Raw genomic sequence first — 16,771 nt, forward strand, 5'->3', positions numbered from 1 at the left:
GCCGCCGGACCGGGCACAGTCACCGGTATGAGACTTCTGGTGCTGGGCGGTTCGGACTTCGCGGGACGGGCCGTCGCCGAGGCGGCCGTCGGGCGCGGCTGGGATGTGACGGTCCTGAACCGGGGACGGCGGGCGCCGGTCCCCGGGGTGCGGTCCCTGATCGGCGACCGCAGCGCGCCCGACGGGCTCGCCGCCCTGGCCGCGCACGCCGGCGAGGACGGCGAGTGGGACGCGGTCGTGGACACCTGGTCGGCCGCGCCCCGCCCGGTCCGGGACGCGGCGCGGCTGCTGCGGGACCGGGCGGGCCGGTACGTGTACGTGTCGAGCTGCTCCGTCTACGCCTGGGCCCCGCCCGCCGGATACACCGAGGAGGCGCCCCTGGTCGAGGGCGCCGACGCCGACGCGGACGCGACGGACTACGCCCGCGACAAGCGGGGCGGCGAACTGGCGGCGGCCGAGGCCTTCGGCTCCGACCGTGCGCTGCTGGTGCGTTCCGGGCTGATCCTCGGGCCGTACGAGAACATCGGGCGGCTGCCTTGGTGGCTGGACCGGATCGCCCGGGGCGGTCCCGTGCTGGCGCCCGGCCCGCGGGACCTGCCCCTTCAGTACGTCGACGTCCGCGACCTCGCCGAATGGACGCTCGGGGCGGTGGAGCGGGAGCTGAGCGGGCCGTACAACCTGATGAGCCCGCAGGGGCACGCCACCATGGGCACGCTGCTCGACGCGTGCGTGCAGGTGACCGGCGCCGACGCCGAGCTGCGCTGGACCGATCCGCGGGCCGTCCTCGCTGCGGGCATCGAGCCGTGGACCCAGCTGCCCGTGTGGGTGCCCCCGGGCAGCGAGGCGCACGACGCCCTGCACGGCGCGGACGTCTCCCGGGCCGTGGCGACGGGCCTGCGCTGCCGTCCGGTCACGGAGACGGTCGCCGACACCTGGGGCTGGCTGCGGGACATCGGCGGCTCCGCCCCGCAACGCGCGGACCGGCCCCCGGTGGGCCTGGACCCGGAGGTGGAGGCCAAGGTCCTGGGGTCCGGGGTGCCGGGGTCCGATCTGCCCGGTCCCGGCCCCGGCCCCGACCGCGATCCCGACCCCGGGCACGACCCCTCATCCGACCGCGACAGCTGACCACCGCCCGCGAGCCGACAACAACTCCTCATTGCGAAACGCCAGTTGATGCGGCTGATACCCGGTGGAACCGGAAGTAATTCGTGCGTCGGCTGAACACCTCTGCGACGGCATCCGTATGGAAGGGAGCCGCTTCACTCCTGTCGGGCGCCTCGATGCTGCCCCGCAAGGACAGAGGAGTTCCATGGGACGCAACACAAGAAAACGCCGTACGCCGCTGGCCACCAAGGCCATAGCCGCATCGGCGGCCCTAGCGCTCGGTGGGGGCGGGCTGATCTGGGCGAACTTCTACGCATCCGCACACGAGTCGCACAACGACGCGTGGGGCGACCGGACCAAGGCAGCGACCGCCCAGGTGGCGACGATCTCCTGCCCGGACGTCCAGCAGAAGCTGACGAACGTGCCCTGGCGGGCCCGTCAGGGCGTGGCGACGGAGCTGTCGAACCTCGACAAGCAGATCACCGAGGCCTACACCCGGCTCGCCTCCACGCGCGACGCGCAGGCCCAGGATCCGAGCTTCGTGCAGAACGCGATCGTCGGCCCGCTCAAGGAGAAGCGGACGGCGACGATCGACCGGATCCGGATCGACATCCAGCGCGTCGGCGGTTCCTTCGACAACGCGCTCAAGCAGCTCGCCGCCTGCGCGACGCAGACCGCCGACCAGACCACCGCCGGGGGGAACAGCGGTGGCCAGCAGCAGAACAACGGCGGCCAGCAGCAAGGCGACAACGGTCAGCAAGGCGACAACGGTCAGCAGGGCAGCAATGATCAGCAGGGCAACGCCGGGCAGAACATCGGCGGGCAGGCCGGCAACGGCCCGGTCGCGGCCGACTTCGTCGACATCACCAAGGTCGCGCCGAACGTCCTGAGCAAGCCGCGCCGCCTGCAGAACGCCTCGACCGGTACGTTCACCACGCGCTGCGGCGTGAACGCCAACAAGAACCGCAACACCGACAACGTGATCGTGGCGCCCGGCGTGACCAACGGCGCGCACCACACCCACGACTACGTCGGCAACCAGAAGATCAACGCGTTCTCCGACAACCAGAACTTCCTGCAAGGCGGGACCAGCTGCCAGAACAAGGACGACCTGTCCGCGTACTACTGGCCGGTGCTCCGTCTCCAGGACGGCACGCAGGAGGCCGACCAGAACCAGCTCGGCGGCGGCAAGGAAGGCAACGTCGGCAAGATCCTCACCCCGGTGGTGGCCCAGATCAAGTACGTGGGCAGCCCGGCGAGCAAGGTCGTCGCGATGCCGCAGTTCCTGCGCATCATCACCGGTGACGCCAAGACCACCACCAACGGTCTGGCCAACGCCAACGCGCACTGGAGTTGCACCGGCTTCGAGAGCAAGGTCCAGCTGACGCAGCAGTACCCGATCTGCCCGCAGGGCAGCAAGGTGGTGCGGTCGTTCGCCTTCCAGAGCTGCTGGGACGGGCAGAACACCGACAGCGCCAACCACCGCACGCACGTGGCCTTCGCCGATCCCGCGAGTGGTGTCTGCCCGAACGGCTTCAAGGCGATCCCGCAGCTGACCATGCGGCTGGTGTACGACGTCACCCCGCCCACCATCCAGAACGGCCAGGTGAAGAACGCCTACGCCGTGGACGGATTCCCGGAGCAGCTGCACAAGCCGGCGACCGACCACGACGACTTCATCAGCATCACGACCAACAACCTGGCGAACAAGATCGCCGACTGCATCAACTCCGGGCGCAGGTGCTGACAGCCGCACACCCGTGACGGAAGCAGAGGCGTGAAGGCCGGCGGCGGAGGGGGATCCCGCCGCCGGTCTTCCGTGTGTTGTGGGGCTCAGCCGCCGTGGCCGGCGTGCGCGTGGTGGTCGGTCCCGATCTCCATGTCACCGCCGAGGGTGCCGCGCAGCGTACGGACCACGCCGTCGTCGCCGACGGCGACCCACTTGCGGCCGACGAGGTAGTAACCGCCGTAGTCCTTGGCCTCGTTGATCCACTCGCGCTGGCCGCGGTCGGTGGCGAAGGTGGCGAGGACGAACCTGCCGGTGGAGGTGGTGCAGATCGCCTGCCGGATGGTGTCGGCGTCGGTCTGGATGTCCGGCTCGCACTTCACCTCGGCGGCCAGGCGCTCCAGGCTGCCGCTCGCCACCGGCGGCACCTTCGCGGCCGCGTCGCCACCGGAGCCGCAGCCCGTCAGCGCCACTGCCGCCACGGCACCGGCCGCCGCGAGCATCGGTCGGGTCACCCTCATCTGTTCCTCCGCTTCCGGCGGTCCCTTGCGGCGGCACACAGCCCGGGCATGCCGCGGAGGGCCCCGGCGCGGGCCCCGCCCTTCGATACGGCTGTGCCGCGCACGGCACTCAAATCCCGTGGCCGCGGGGGCGCGTGTGTGCGAGGGTGGGCCGGTGAACCAGGACTGGGAAGAGCGCGTGGCCGCCGCGTGGGCCCGTTTCGACGACTACTCCGAGAGCGAGGCGCCCGCGTTCCGGGCGGTGATCGACGCGCTCGTGGCCGAACTGCCGGCGGACAGCCCCCTCGGCCCGTTCGAGCAGGCGTGCGCCTGGGACTCCACCGGGCACTCGGACCGGGCCGTGCCGCTGTACCGGGAGGCGCTGGCCCGCGGCCTCGACGGCTACCGGGGCCGCCGGACGAAGATCCAGCTGGCCAGCTCCCTGCGGAACACCGGGCAGCCGGAGGAGGGGGTCAAGCTGCTCACGCCCGAACTGGACGCCCCCTCGGACGAGTTGGACGACGCGGTGCGGGCCTGCCTGGCCCTGTGCCTGTCCAGTCTCGGCCGTGACCGCGAGGGCCTGTCGCTCGTCCTGGGCGCCCTCGCCCCCCACCTGCCGCGTTACCAGCGTTCCATGGCGAACTACGCCCGTCTGCTGGTGAGTCCGGAGCGCTGAGTCGCCCGTCTGGCGGTGACCATTCAACGATTCGCTCGTTCTGCTGAACGTGCAGTCACAGGATGTCGCCCCGCGCCCCTCGTCCTCCTCCGAGCCGGTCGTCGACGTCGAGCGGGCCGAGGCCGCGCTCGTCGAGCACTACCCGCGGCTCGTCCGGCTCGCCTATCTGGTGCTGCCGCCCGGCCTCGGCCGCAACCGCCGCGTCCTGTCCGCGCACTCGCTCACCCAGCGCGCGCTGCCCCGGGGCCGGGCCTCCGCGTCCGCGATCCCCACCCAGCCGGCCGGCCGCGGCACCGATCCGGGCTATGCCTTCCTGCGGGTGGCGGTGGTGCGGACGGCACTCGACGCGGACCGTCCGCGCAGGCGCGGTCGGTGGCCCCGGCGCGGCCAGCTGCCGCCGCTGCTCCCCCAGGTGTGGGGGCTGAGGCTGTTCCCGCGTTCGGGCGGCGCCGACGAACTGGCCCTGGACCTCAGGCTCGCGGCGCTGTCCGGCCCGGCCCGCGCCGCCTACGTGCTGCGCGGCCTGGAGCGGCTGCCGGACGCCGCCGTGGGCCAGGTGCTCTCGGCCGCGGGCGTGGCCGACCCGGGCGCCGCGCTGCGCCAGGCCGACCGGGTGCCCGAGCAGTACGCGCTGCTGGGCTCCCCCGAGTTCGACCCCTGCTCCCTCCAGGCCCGGCCCACCGACCTGGTGCGGCGCAGGCAGCACACCAAGGCCGCGCTCGCCGCCGCGGCGGCGCTGGCCGTGTGCGGCGCGCTGGTCGCGCTGCCCGGCGGCGGCTGGGGCCCGGAGGGCGCCGCCGCGCCCGCCTACGCGCAAAACCCCTCAGCCGAGGCCGCCCTCGACCCGGCCAAGCTGACCAGAGCGGCGCCCACCGCCTGGCGGACCGCGGCCCGCCTGGACTTCTCCGTGTGGCCCGCGCGCGGCGACCTGACCGGTGACACGGCGCTGCTGCGCCGGGCACTAGCCGTGTGGGCCCGGCCGGGCGGGTCCGTCCATGTCTCGGCCACCCCGGGCACCGCCTCGGGAGGCCCCGCCGGGCCGCCGCAGCTGCTCTACGCCGGCGACGTCGACAACGCGCACGTGGTGGTCCTCTACGACGGGCTGCGCATCGCCCGCTACGCCGAGCCGAAGCAGTCCACGGCCGGGGCCGCCCTGGACTTCGCCCGTGTCGACGGCGCCACCGGCGCGGAGGCGTCCGCCGTGGTCCTGGACCGGCCCGACGGCAACGTCCGCTATCTGACGGCGCCTTGGGTGACGAAGGCGACCCGGCGGGACCTGATGCGGTCGACGGCCGGTCCGGTGGACCTGGGTCTGACAAACGGCGTCACCGGCCCGCTGGCCAGTCCGGTCCAGCGGAGGGGTGCCTGCACCCGGTGGAACGTGCTCCAGCTGGCCGGTGACGGCGGCGCGCACGTCCTGAGCGACCTGGGCGAACTGGTCCCCGCCCACCTCACCACGGGCCCTCCGGCCGCCCCGCGCGAGGCGTCGAGTGCGGCGGAGCTGAAGGCCTGGGCGCCGTTCGCGTGCTCGCTGGGCGCGGTGCGCGGGCAGGGCGTGCGGTCGGTGAACGCCTGGCGGTACGCCGAGCAGCCGCTGCCCGACGCGAGCGGTCCGGCGGCGTGGGTGTGCACGCGGGCCGAGACCTGGCGCGGCGCGGATCCCCGGGTGCTGGCCCAGTTCCGTGCGCCGGGCGGGAAGTACGGCGCGGTCGTGGCGAAGGCCGAGGACGTGCCCGCGTGCGGCGCCCGCGACCCGCATGTGCTGGCCGGTGTGCTGTGGAAGTCACCGGCGGGCTCCTGGTACCTGCTCGCGGCGGGTGACGGGGCCACCGCGTCGATCAGCGCGTCGGGCGGGGTCCGCGCCGCCGCCCGGGGCAACCTGCTCGCCGTACGCGCCGGGCAAGGCGTGCGGGCGGACCTGAAGGGCACGTTGGCCGACGGCCGCACGCTCGGTGTGCTGCGCTGAAACACCCGCACGCACCGGGCTCTGCGACGGACGCGTGCGAACCAGGCGACCGGTCGGGCCCGTTCGCGGCCGGATTCGATCGGTAAGGTGTTCGCATGAGCACCGGGGTTCGCCGCAGAATGGGAGTCGAGGAGCGGCGGCAGCAGTTGATCGGCGTCGCCCTCGAACTGTTCAGCCACCGCTCGCCCGACGACGTCTCCATCGACGAGATCGCGTCGGCGGCGGGCATATCGCGCCCGCTGGTCTACCACTACTTTCCCGGCAAACTCAGCCTGTACGAGGCGGCGTTGAAGCGGGCGTCGGATGATCTGGCGGCCAAGTTCGCGGAACCGCACGAGGGTCCGCTGGGGGCGCGGCTGCTGCGCGTGATGCGCCGGTTCTTCGACTTCGTGGACGAGCACGGGCCCGGCTTCTCGGCGCTGATGCGCGGGGGCCCGGCGGTCCCCGCGGACCAAGTCCGCTCAAGAGACCACGTCTGTGCGACCAACGCGCTGATCGACTCCGTGCGACAGGCCGCGTACGACCAGATCCTCGCGCACCTGCGCGTCACCGAGGCGCCCCCGCGACTGGAACTGGTGGTCCGCTCGTGGATCTCGCTGGTCGAGTCGACGGCGCTGATCTGGCTGGACGGCCGGCGCGTCCCGCGCGCCGAGCTGGAACTCCAGCTCGTGCACGACTTCGCCGCGCTGGCATCGGTCAGCGCCGCCTACGACGAGGAGATGGCCGCCCTGATCGGTCCGGTCCTCAAGGAAGAGCCGGCCGACGGCCCCTTCGGGGACCTGGTCGGCCGGCTGCTCAGCCTTGCCTCCTAACCGTTGAACCTCCGGTAGGACGGGTCCAGCTCACGGGTCTCGGCGGAGGCGTGCAGGACGACCCCGTCCTCCGGCTTGATGTGCTTCCGGATCAACTCGAGCACGGCCTCCGTCAGCCTCGCCTTCGTCTCGTCGCTGCGTCCGGCGAGGAGCCCGATGGTCACGTGCACGATGGCGTGCCCGTCCGCCTCGGGGTCGTCGTATCCGACCGCGCAGTAGTCGCTGTAGCGGAACAGTGTCTTGCACGCCTCCGGCTTCGCGGCGGCGATCTCGACGGTCGTCTCGTGCACCGCCCGGGCGAAGCCCTTCAGGTCGAAGGAGTCTTCCACCGGGTGCGAGTAGTCGACGATGATCTGCGGCATGGGCACTCCTGTTCTACGCCGATGACCCGACCCTATGTCGCCGACCGGGTGAACACCGCCACGGTCCGCGCCGGAACGGTGAACGTGCCGGAACCGGCCGCGTAGGCGGACGTCTTCACCACCGGGTCCGCGCCCGAGGCCTGCACCGGGTGCAACCGGTAGTGCTCCCCGGCGAGCGTGGCGACGCGCTGCTGCTGCCGCTCAGGGGTCGCGTTGAACACCACGACCAGGTCACCGAGGCTCATGGTGATCACGCCCGGGGTCTCGTCCTTCCCCGAGAGCGGGAAGGACAGCTGCGACTGCACCTGCGCCGTCGTGCCCAGCGAGAACGCCTGCTCCGCCGTACGGATCTTCAACAGGTCCTGGTAGGCGGCCGAGGCGCCCTCGATCTGGGGGCAGGCCACCTTCACCGAGGTCAGCAGCGGCTTGGCGTACGGCCACTTGTCCTTGTTGTCGGCGGCCATGGGCAGCCCGCGCCCGAAGCCGTTGCCGTCCGCGCAGTTCCAGTGGATCGCGTTGAACCAGTCGCCGCTGTCGAAGGAGTTGCGGTCCAGCGACTTCGAGCGCAGCAGGTCGGTGCCGGCCTGGGAGAGCGCCGGGCCCTGCGAGAGCGTCGCCGTCGCCATGGCCAGGACCTGCATCCGGGCCCGGTCGGCGGCGCTCGTCGCGGCGGGCAGCTTGTAGGTCAGCGCGTCGAACAGGGACTCGTTGTCGTGCGCGTCGACGTAGGCGAGGGCGTCGCCCGGCGCGTCCGCGTAGCCGGCGGGCGAGCCGTTGTAGTCGATCTCCGCGCCGGTGGCCTCCTTGCCGTCGGTGTCCGTGAAGTGGTACTTGGCGAGGTTGCCGGTCAGGCCCACCTTGATCAGGTCCTGGTAGTGCAGCAGCCGGGCCTTCTGCTCGTCCCTGGTGCCGTTGGCGGTGGAGGTGTTCGGGTCGGTGTACAGCCCGGACGCGAAGCCCTGGATGCCCGGGTCCGAGTCGAAGGGGCCGCCGCCGCGCACCGCGTCACGGGCCCGGTCGGAGAACGTCGCGATGCCGGTGCCGGCCATGTTCTGCTGCGTGGCCTGCACGAACCGTGCGTCGTTCGCGACCTCGCCGAAGTTCCAGCCCTCCCCGTACAGGATGATCTTCTTGCCGTCCACGCCGTCCTTCTCCAGGGTCAGCGCGTCGAGGGCCTTTCTGACCGCCAGGATGTTGGCCTTGGGGTGGTGGCCCATGAGGTCGAAGCGGAACCCGTCGACCTTGTACTCCTTGGCCCAGGTCACGACCGAGTCCACGACCAGCTTGCCCATCATCGCGTTCTCCGGCGCGGTGTTGGAGCAGCAGGTGCTGTCGGCCACCGAGCCGTCGGCGAGAAGCCGCTGGTAGTAGCCGGGCACGATCTTGTCGAGGACGGAGGTGTCCGCCTGGCCGCTGGCCGCCGTGTGGTTGTAGACGACGTCCATGACGACCCTCAGCCCGTCCTGGTTGAGCGCCTGCACCATCTCGCGGAACTGCACCGTGCGGGCCGTGCCGTCCGGGTCGGTGGCGTAGGAGCCCTCGGGGACCGTGTAGTGGTACGGGTCGTAGCCCCAGTTGTAGGCGTCCTTCGCGGCGGTCTTCGCCACGCACGCCTGCTGCTGCTCGGAGTCGGCCGGGTAGGAGGCCAGGTCGCAGTCCGGGACCGCCTGGTCGGCCTTCTTCTCCGGGATGGTGGCGATGTCGAAGGCCGGCAGCAGGTGGACGTAGGACGTGCCCGCCTTCGCCAGCTCCCGCAGGTGCCCGGAGCCGTCGCTGTCCTTGTCGGTGAAGGCCAGGTAGGTGCCCTGGTCCTCGGCCGGGACGGTCGTGTCGGCGACCGAGAAGTCGCGGATGTGCAGCTCCTGGATCTGGGCGTCGCGCAGCGGCACGGCCTTCGGCTTGGCCAGGTGCGACCAGCCGCTCGGGGCCAGCGCGTGGTCGTCGAGGTCGGCGACGAGACTGCGCTCGCTGTTCGCGGTGAGGGCGACCGAGTAGGGGTCGGTGACCTTGTTGGTGACGACCTGGCGGACGCTCGGCGCCCACACCTTCACGACGTACCGGTAGGGCTTGCCCTTCCAGGACGCCGGGCCGGTGACGGACCAGACGCCGGTGGTGTCGTCGCGGTGCATGGCGACGCTGCGGCCGTCCAGCTCCAGGGCCACGCTCTGCGCGGTCGGCGCCCACACGCTCAGGGTGGGGCGGCCGTGGTGGAAGACGGGTCCGAGCCGCGCCTTGGTGGCACTGCTCGCGTAGAGGTCGTCGAGCACGCCGGCGAGCTGGACGCCCGTCGCCGCGAGCACGGCGCTGTTTCCGGCCCGCTGGGAGGCGACGACCTGGCCGCGCAGGGCCTGCCGCACCCGGTCGCGGTCGCGCGGGTCGACGGACCAGGCGGTGTAGTCCTTCAGATGCGGGAACTTCGCCTTCTGCGCGTCCGTGAGCGTGGTCTTCTCCAGCCGCAGCCAGCGCTCGTCGTCACTGGTCAGGGCCCCGTCCTTGACGGTGATCGAGCCGTCGGCGGAGTACAGCAGCTGGGTGGAGGCGGCGCCGTCGGCGCCGTTCCACGCGACGGTGTCCCGGTCGATCCAGACCGCCTTGGACGTGGACAGGTCCAGAGCGCCGGCGCTGCCCGTGGGCTGCGGCAGCAGCGGCTTGTCCTGCCCGCTCACCAGCCACACCTCGTGGCCGTTCGCCGCCGTGAGGTCCAGGGACTGGTCGGTGGGCAGGTCCTTCTCGTCGCCCTTGTGCAGGATGTAGCTGAGGCTGGTGGCACCGTCGGTGAGCGGTACCTCGAAGACCGCACCATAGGAGTCAGTCTTGACCGGCTGGAGGGGTTTCGACCAGTCGGTGGGGTTCGCGGCGCCGGTCCACACGTGCAGGCCCCAGCCGTCGTAGTTCCCGTCGGCGCGGTGGTAGTGGAGGACGGCCTTGGTGGTGTCCTGCGCGGGGTAGTCGGCGGGCCGTGTGGTCTGCACGGCCTCCTTGCCCTGTTCGACCCAGACCTCGCCCGTCTTCGTGACGTCGATGGACCGGTCGGCGGAGACGTCCTTGTTCCCGTCCTTGTCGATCACCAGGAAGCCGACGTTCGAGGCGCCCGGCTTGAGCCTGACGTAGGCGAAGGCGCCGTAGGCGTCGCGGCCGGTGAAGGGGTGGCTGGCGGGCCAGCTGGTGGCCTCGCCGTCTGCGAGGTCGCCCCAGGCGTACAGGCCCCAGTCCGCGTAGTCGCCGTCGGCGCGCTTGTAGTGGACGATCGCGTAGTCGCGGGAGGAGGCGGTGGGGACCTCGGGGGCCGGCGGGGTGCCGGTGGTGGAGGCCGCGGTGGTACTCGCCGTGCGGCCGGCCGAGTCGACGACGACCGCCTTGTAGCGCAGGGCGGTGCCGGCCGGCACCGTCTTGCCGAGGGCCTGGGTGACCTTGTAGGGGGCGTGGTCGGCGGAGCCGAGGACCTTCCAGGGGCCGTCGCCCACCTGGGCGGCGAAGACCACCCGGTTCAGCTGCCCGCCGGTGACGTCGGCGCTCAGGTCGACGGTGCCGGTGGCGCCGGCGGCAGGGGCGGTGAGGGTGATCGCCGGCTTGGTGACGGGGGCCTGGAGCCGGCCGGCGGCCTTGAGGACGACGGCGGACCCGGCCGGGACGGTGACGGTGACCTTGCGGCCGGCGTCGGAGGTCACGGTGGCCCGGGTGCCGTAGATCCCCCGGTAGGCCATGTCGGCGGAGCCGGTGGCGAAGGTGGCGCTCCGGTCGTCGTCGGCGTTGTTGAGGGCGACGACGTACTCGGCGCCGCTCTTCGCGTCCGTGCGGGTGAAGGCGTAGACGCCGGCGCCGTCGGCCGCGTACCGCTCGGTCTGGACGCCGTCGGTGAGGGCCGGGTTGTCCTTGCGCAGCTTCGCCAGCCCGGCGATCTGCCGGTACAGCGGCGCGCCGGTGTCGTAGGAGTCGCTCGCGTGGGTGCGGTCGGTGCCGATCTCGTCGTCGTCGAGGTAGTCGGCGACCTTGGAGGCGAACATGGTCTGGCGGGCGTCCTTGTCGCCGCCGGAGCCGGTGAAGCCCTGCTCGTCGCCGTAGTAGACGACGGGGTTGCCACGGCTGAGGAACATCAGCTCGTTGGCGAGCTCGTCCTTCCTGAGGATCTCGGCGTCGCTCGCCTTCGGGTCGTCCTGCTTCAGGAAGTACCCGATGCGGCCCATGTCGTGGTTGCCGAGGAAGGTGACCTGCTCGTAGGCGTTGGCCTTGTCGGTCGAGTACTTGTAGTCGTCGCCGAAGACGCTCGCGAGCTTCTTCGCGCTGCCGCCCTGGGAGGCGTAGGCGCGGGCCGCGTCCTGGAAGGGGAAGTCGAGGGTGGCGTCGAGGCGTCCCTGGGTGACGTAGGGGGCGGTGACGGAGGTGTCGGCGGAGTAGACCTCGCCGAACATGAAGAAGTTCCTACGGCCTTGCCGGGCGGCGTACTTGTCGAGCGCGGTCGCCCACTGCGTCCAGAACTCCATGTTCACGTGCTTGACGGTGTCGATGCGGAAGCCGTCGACACCGAAGTCCCGCACCCAGCGCTCGTAGATCTTCTCCATGCCGCTGACGACCTCGGGGCGCTCGGTCCACAGGTCGTCGAGGCCGGAGAAGTCGCCGTAGGTGGCGTTCTCGCCGGCGTAGGTGGAGTCGCCGCGGTTGTGGTACATCGTCGGGTCGTTGAGCCACGACGGGACCTTGAGGTTCTTCTTGGCGGCGGGGACGGTCGGGGTGTACGGGAAGGAGGAGCCGTCGACGGCGGGGAACTTCCGGCCGCCGGCCGCGTAGTCGGCGTCGTCGAAGGGCCGGCCGTCCTTGGTCAGATACGGGAAGGCGCCCTTGGAGAGGTACCCGTGGGAGGTGCCCTCGTGGTCCACGACGTCGGCCGTGTGGTTGGTGATGACGTCGAAGAAGACCTTCATGCCCTTGGCGTGCGCCTTGGAGATGAGGCCGGCCAGGTCCTTGTTGGTGCCGAAGTGCGGATCGACCTGGGTGAAGTCGGTGATCCAGTAGCCGTGGTAGCCGGCGGAGGCGTCCTTGCCGGTACCCTGCACGGGCTGGTTCTTGAAGATGGGGGCCAGCCAGATGGCGGTGGTGCCCAGGCCCTTGATGTAGTCGAGCCGGTCGGTGAGGCCCTTGAGGTCGCCGCCCTGGTAGAAGCCCTTGTCGGTGGGGTCGTAGCCGGTGGCGAGCCGGGAACCGGTCAGTCCGCCCTTGTCGTTGGACCTGTCCCCGTTGGCGAAACGGTCCGGCATGACGAAGTAGAACTGCTCGCGGGTGTCGTCGTGCCGGGCGGGCCGGCCGGCGAGCGCCGCGTCCGAGGGGGGTGCCGGCGGGGTGGCGGCCCCGGCCGCCAGTGGCTGGATCAGAGCGGCGGCGAGGGCGGCGGCGGTGACGGCCGCTGCCCTTCTCACTCGCGGGGTACGGCGCGTACGCGGCGCCGGCCATCTCGGTATCACAGGCGGTAACTCCTTGCGATTACGGCTCTTCTGGGTCCGACCCCCGCGCCGCGGCACGGCCGCGGTGCCAGGCGCGCCGCGTGACCGTATCGCTGGCGAAAGCCTTACAGCAAGAGGCGTGAAAGCCCCAGCAAGAACTTTCACCGCGCTCGGGAAGGGCGCGGGAAGGGGATGCGGGAAGCGGCAGCCGTCCCTGCGGGCGGTCCGGGTTGCGGCACGCCGTTCCAGGAGTGAGCGTGGACAGCAGGGAGTGGCCGAAGCAGTGCGACCCAGAGCCCGCTCGGATCGATGATGGCCGGCACCACCCGGCGACGTCTCCTCCGCCTCACCAGCGTGTCCGCGTTAAGTGCGGCACTCGCCCTGCCCACCGGTCCGGTGAGCGCGAGGCCCGCACCCGGCGTCCACGGCAAGGCCGGAGCGGCCGCGCCCATGAGCTCGGCGCCCCCCTCGCCCGAGCCTCCGGCCCCGACGCCCAGTGCTCCACCGGCCACGACGCAACCCGGCCCGTCCACTCCGGTCACCACGCCCTCGACGCCGCCGGCCCACCCGTCGGGCACGCCTTCGCAACCGACCGGGACGCCGAACCCCGGCGACACGTCACAGACCGAGGAGTCGCCCGGTCCGAGCGGGAGCGGCACCTCGGCGTCCGATGCCGCGACGCAGCAGAAGGAGGAGGCCGACAAGGTGGCGGCGGACCTGGACCGGCAGAAGGACCAGGTTCCCCGGGAGTTGGTCCCGAGCGTCGAGCAACTGACCGCCACTCTGCGGGCGGTGCAGGACCCGAAGACCCCGCCGCAGGAGCGCGATGCCGTCATCCGGAGCGAGCCGGGACCGCGCATGCGCGGTTGCTCCGGTCGGCCCTGGGGCCCACGGCGTCGTGGAGCGCCTCTGCCCGCCCGGGGTCGCCGGGGAGGCCGGCACCCGCCTCAGGCCGGGCGGCCGGCGAGCAGGACGCGGTGGGCCCGGCCGCGGGACGGGTTCAGCAGCTCGACTTGCCGGCGTAGACCGCCAGCGCCGTGTTCGCGCCGAGGGTGGCGGTGAACTGCCCGCTGGAGTTCACCGTCACCGCGGTCTTGTTCTGCACGTTGCAGTACGTGCCCGCTGGGAGGGACGTCTGGTAGGTGCGGGTCAGGGTGTACGACTCGTGGTTGATGGCGACATAACCCTTGCTGCCGCGGCCGAAGGCGATCGCGTCGGCGCCGTCGTCCCACCAGTCGGTGACCGCCTGGCCGCGGGTGGCGTTGCGGAAGGCGACCATGGACATGATCTCGGGCCACTTGTGCTGGCACTTCCAGCCGTCCTGCCAGCAGGCGTTGACCTGGCCTCCGCCCGGCGGGCCCGCGTCCGGGTCGGACCACTCGTAACCGGAGTTGATGTCCGGGGCGCCGTAGGGCCAGGCGAGCATGAAGACGTTGGCCAGGGTGTAGTCGGCGCCGTCCTTGTAGTTGAGGGTGGCACCGTTGCGCTCGGTGTCGTGGTTGTCGACGAAGACGCCGGCCACCGAGCTGCTCATGTAGCCCCAGCCCTCACCGTAGTTCTTCAGGTAGGCGAGGTTCTCGTTGTTGAAGACCCGCTTGAGGTCGTAGGCGTAGCGGAACTCCTGGACGTCGCCGTTGCCGGTGTACTCGGTGGGCTGGACGGCCTCGCCGGCGCCGTAGATGACCTCCTGCTTCCAGTAGGCGTTCGGGTTGGTCAGGCGGGACTTGATGTTCGCCAGGTCGGCCGCGTCGATGTGCTTGGCCGCGTCGATGCGGAAGCCGTCGACACCGAGCGAGAGCAGGTCGTTCATGTAGCCGGCGATGGTCTTGCGGACGTACTCCTCGCCGGTGTCGAGGTCGGCGAGGCCCACCAGTTCGCAGTGCTGGACGTTCCAGCGGTCCTGGTAGTTGCTGACCTGGGCGGTGCAGTCGTCGAAGTCGTAGACCGAGTACAGCCCGGGGTAGTCGTACTTCGTGTACGACGAGCCGCCGGTGCCGGTGCCGCTGCCCGCGGACATGTGGTTGATGACGGTGTCGACGACGACCTTCACTCCGGCCGCGTGACAGGTGGTGACCATGTTCCGGAACGACGCGCGGTCGCCGAGGCGGCCCGCGATCCTGTAGCTGACCGGCTGGTACGACGTCCACCACTGCGAGCCCTGTATGTGCTCGGCGGGCGGGGAGACCTGGACGTAGCCGTAGCCGGCCGGGCCGAGGGTGTCGGTGCACTCCTTGGCGACGGAGGCGTAGTTCCACTCGAAGAGGACGGCGGTGACGTCCTTGGTGCCGGGCGGGGAGGCCTCGGCGGTCCCGGTGGGAACGGTCAGCGAGGCCGCCAGGCCGGCCGCGAGGGCGGCGGTGGCGGCCAGAGTTCTCCTGGCCATGTGTACTCCTGCACTTCGTCGTGCGGGTGGGGGGCGGTACGTGTGGCGGCGGGTGCGGCGCGGGGTCCGGCGTGATCGACTTCCACGCAACTGTTGCTCCGCTCAACCACGTTGAACGTGTGCGGGACCGTATCCCCTGCCGTGACGTTTCAGCAAGATGCTGAAACTGTTTCCAAACGACGCGTTCACCTGGGTCGGGCGTGAGCGCCGCTTCTCCTCGGTTGGCGTGGCCGCGTTCACCGGGAGCCCTGGGATCTCAGGGCTCCCGGTGAGCGGCTGTGCGTGGCGTCAGCGTGCGAACTTCTCGATGGCCGCCGGGGTGACGGGGGTGAAGAAGTTGACGAGGTTGCCGTCCGGGTCACGGAACAGCAGCGACCGGTTGCCCCAGGGCATCGTGGTGGGCTTGGTGACGAAGTCGGTGACGAAGCCGGTCAGGTTGTCGTAAACGCCGTCCACGTCGTCGACGAGGAACTCGGTGATCACGCTGTGGTTGTCCGCCGGGCGGGCGGAGCCCGGGGCGAACAGCGGGACGGTGCGGGTGCTGCCGATCGCGAGGGTCGCGCCCGCGGTCCTGAGTTCGGCGAAGTCCTCGGTGGCCCACGTCGCCCGCGCCCCTGTGGCTCGCTCGTAGAAGTCGACGAGGCGCGCTACGTCGCTGGTGATGATGCGGATCGAGACGAAGTCCATGGGAATCTCCTTGGCTGTGCTGGAGGCGTGCACGTCGCAGGCTAGGAGAAATAGTGGACAGAATCGGTCCTGTATTCGGGTTAGGCTGCGGACATGCCCCGACCCACCGGCCGCGTGCTGACACTCCTGGAGCTGCTGCAGTCGGGCGGCACCCGGACCGTGGCCGAACTCGCCGACCGGCTCGGCGTCGAAGGACGCACCGTGCGCCGGTACGTGGACCAGCTGATCGACCTGGACGTGCCCGTGGAATCGGTGCGCGGCCGTTACGGCGGCTACCGGCTCGCCCCCGGGTACCGCCTGCCTCCGCTCATGCTCAGCGACGACGAGGCGCTGGCCGTGCTGCTCGGCCTGGTCGCCGGCCGCCGAGCAGGGCTGACGACGGCGGAGCACACGGCGAGCGAGACGGCATCGGCGAAGATCCGGCGGGTGCTGCCCAAGCACATCGCCCGTCGGCTCGACACACTCCTGGAAGCTCTCGCCTTCACGGACCAGCCCGGCGAGTTCGACACCCCGGACGCCGGGGTCCTGCTCACCGTCGCCGATGCGGTACGCCACCACCGACCGGTCTCGATCCGCTACACCGACCGCGACGGACGGCGCAGCGAACGCACACTGCACGCGTACGGGATCGTCGCCCATGCGGGCCGGTGGTACGTCACGGGCAAGGACGCCGGGATCGGCGAGGACCGCACCTTCCGCCTCGATCGCATCGCGGACGCGCGGACCCTGCCCGGCTCATTCGAAGCGCCCGCGGGTCCCGATCCGGCACAGCGCGTGTTGTCAGGGTTCGCCACGGCCGAGTACCGGCATGAGGTGACCTTGCGGATCCACGGCACAGTCGAGCAGATCCGCGCCCGCCTGCCGGCCGGCGTCGCGAGCCTGGAGGAGCTCGAGCCCGGGGCAGGCCAGGACCGGGCGACCGAGCGCTGGCTGCGCGTCGAGCTGCGGGCGGAGCGGCTCGACTGGCTGCCTCCGGTGCTCGCCTCACTCGACCGGCCCTTCGTCATCGAGCGCCCCGATGAACTCCGCGGCCTCGTCAGCGCGCTCGCCGATCGCCTCGCGTCCTACGCCCGCCGAGCCTGACCGCGAGGAACCGATGCCATGAGATGGCACATCGGTC

The 16,771-nt window shown here is 71.4% G+C and carries 11 protein-coding genes; 6 read left to right on the top strand and 5 right to left on the bottom strand.

The annotated features are described in order from the left end of the window. The first annotated feature begins 27 nt into the window (after nt 1-27). A complete protein-coding gene (locus R2S09_RS10050; protein WP_316740467.1) occupies nt 28-1,125 on the top strand; it encodes an NAD-dependent epimerase/dehydratase family protein in 1,098 nt (365 codons plus the stop codon). 184 nt (nt 1,126-1,309) lie between these two features. After that, nucleotides 1,310-2,851, top strand: coding sequence for a DUF1996 domain-containing protein (locus R2S09_RS10055; RefSeq protein ID WP_316740468.1), 1,542 nt, complete (start codon nt 1,310-1,312; stop codon nt 2,849-2,851). Nucleotides 2,852-2,937: 86 nt separating this feature from the next. Here R2S09_RS10055 and R2S09_RS10060 read toward each other — a convergent pair whose 3' ends face one another. Then, nucleotides 2,938-3,351 (bottom strand): hypothetical protein, encoded by a 414-nt coding sequence (locus tag R2S09_RS10060; RefSeq protein ID WP_316740469.1) that lies wholly within the window; start codon nt 3,349-3,351, stop codon nt 2,938-2,940. A 136-nt stretch (nt 3,352-3,487) separates the two neighbouring features. Between R2S09_RS10060 and R2S09_RS10065 the strand changes: the two genes are divergently transcribed. From R2S09_RS10065 to R2S09_RS10075, 3 genes are all read left to right on the top strand, one after another. Continuing rightward, the gene (locus R2S09_RS10065; RefSeq protein ID WP_306189232.1) at nt 3,488-4,006 is read left to right on the top strand and encodes a tetratricopeptide repeat protein; all 519 of its coding nucleotides are present in this window, start codon (nt 3,488-3,490) and stop codon (nt 4,004-4,006) included. 49 nt (nt 4,007-4,055) lie between these two features. Further along, nucleotides 4,056-5,972, top strand: a complete 1,917-nt coding sequence (locus R2S09_RS10070) for a hypothetical protein (RefSeq protein WP_316740470.1) — start codon at nt 4,056-4,058, stop codon at nt 5,970-5,972. Between the two features lie 95 nt (nt 5,973-6,067). Next, nucleotides 6,068-6,784, top strand: coding sequence for a TetR/AcrR family transcriptional regulator (locus R2S09_RS10075; RefSeq protein WP_316740471.1), 717 nt, complete (start codon nt 6,068-6,070; stop codon nt 6,782-6,784). On the opposite strand, the gene R2S09_RS10080 is transcribed toward R2S09_RS10075, so the two are convergent. The 4 genes from R2S09_RS10080 to R2S09_RS10095 form a co-directional block, all read right to left on the bottom strand. After that, the gene (locus R2S09_RS10080; protein WP_306189235.1) at nt 6,781-7,146 is read right to left on the bottom strand and encodes a 5-carboxymethyl-2-hydroxymuconate Delta-isomerase; all 366 of its coding nucleotides are present in this window, start codon (nt 7,144-7,146) and stop codon (nt 6,781-6,783) included. The genes R2S09_RS10075 and R2S09_RS10080 overlap by 4 nt on opposite strands. A 32-nt stretch (nt 7,147-7,178) precedes the next feature. After that, nucleotides 7,179-12,602 (bottom strand): pullulanase-type alpha-1,6-glucosidase, encoded by a 5,424-nt coding sequence (gene pulA / locus R2S09_RS10085; RefSeq protein WP_316740472.1) that lies wholly within the window; start codon nt 12,600-12,602, stop codon nt 7,179-7,181. 979 nt (nt 12,603-13,581) lie between these two features. Further along, complete coding sequence (locus tag R2S09_RS10090) at nt 13,582-14,964, bottom strand: alpha-amylase family protein (protein ID WP_316740473.1); 1,383 nt, start codon at nt 14,962-14,964, stop codon at nt 13,582-13,584. 288 nt (nt 14,965-15,252) lie between these two features. Next, nucleotides 15,253-15,651, bottom strand: a complete 399-nt coding sequence (locus tag R2S09_RS10095) for a VOC family protein (RefSeq protein WP_306189238.1) — start codon at nt 15,649-15,651, stop codon at nt 15,253-15,255. 93 nt (nt 15,652-15,744) lie between these two features. Here R2S09_RS10095 and R2S09_RS10100 point away from each other — a divergent pair, with 93 nt between their 5' ends. After that, nucleotides 15,745-16,734, top strand: coding sequence for a YafY family protein (locus tag R2S09_RS10100; RefSeq protein ID WP_316740474.1), 990 nt, complete (start codon nt 15,745-15,747; stop codon nt 16,732-16,734). Nucleotides 16,735-16,771 lie beyond the last annotated feature (37 nt).

The organism is Streptomyces sp. MK7, from assembly GCF_032658145.1.
In the GTDB taxonomy this organism is placed as follows: domain Bacteria; phylum Actinomycetota; class Actinomycetes; order Streptomycetales; family Streptomycetaceae; genus Streptomyces; species Streptomyces spiralis.

Excerpts from the sequence above, each read along its gene's own strand:
- R2S09_RS10055 (WP_316740468.1), top strand. The coding sequence starts at position 1,310 with ATGGGACGCAACACAAGAAAACGCCGTACGCCGCTGGCCACCAAGGCC.
- R2S09_RS10080 (WP_306189235.1), bottom strand. The coding sequence starts at position 7,146 with ATGCCGCAGATCATCGTCGACTACTCGCACCCGGTGGAAGACTCCTTC.
- R2S09_RS10100 (WP_316740474.1), top strand. The coding sequence starts at position 15,745 with ATGCCCCGACCCACCGGCCGCGTGCTGACACTCCTGGAGCTGCTGCAG.
- R2S09_RS10095 (WP_306189238.1), bottom strand. The coding sequence starts at position 15,651 with ATGGACTTCGTCTCGATCCGCATCATCACCAGCGACGTAGCGCGCCTC.
- R2S09_RS10050 (WP_316740467.1), top strand. The coding sequence starts at position 28 with ATGAGACTTCTGGTGCTGGGCGGTTCGGACTTCGCGGGACGGGCCGTC.
- R2S09_RS10075 (WP_316740471.1), top strand. The coding sequence starts at position 6,068 with ATGAGCACCGGGGTTCGCCGCAGAATGGGAGTCGAGGAGCGGCGGCAG.
- R2S09_RS10090 (WP_316740473.1), bottom strand. The coding sequence starts at position 14,964 with ATGGCCAGGAGAACTCTGGCCGCCACCGCCGCCCTCGCGGCCGGCCTG.
- R2S09_RS10060 (WP_316740469.1), bottom strand. The coding sequence starts at position 3,351 with ATGAGGGTGACCCGACCGATGCTCGCGGCGGCCGGTGCCGTGGCGGCA.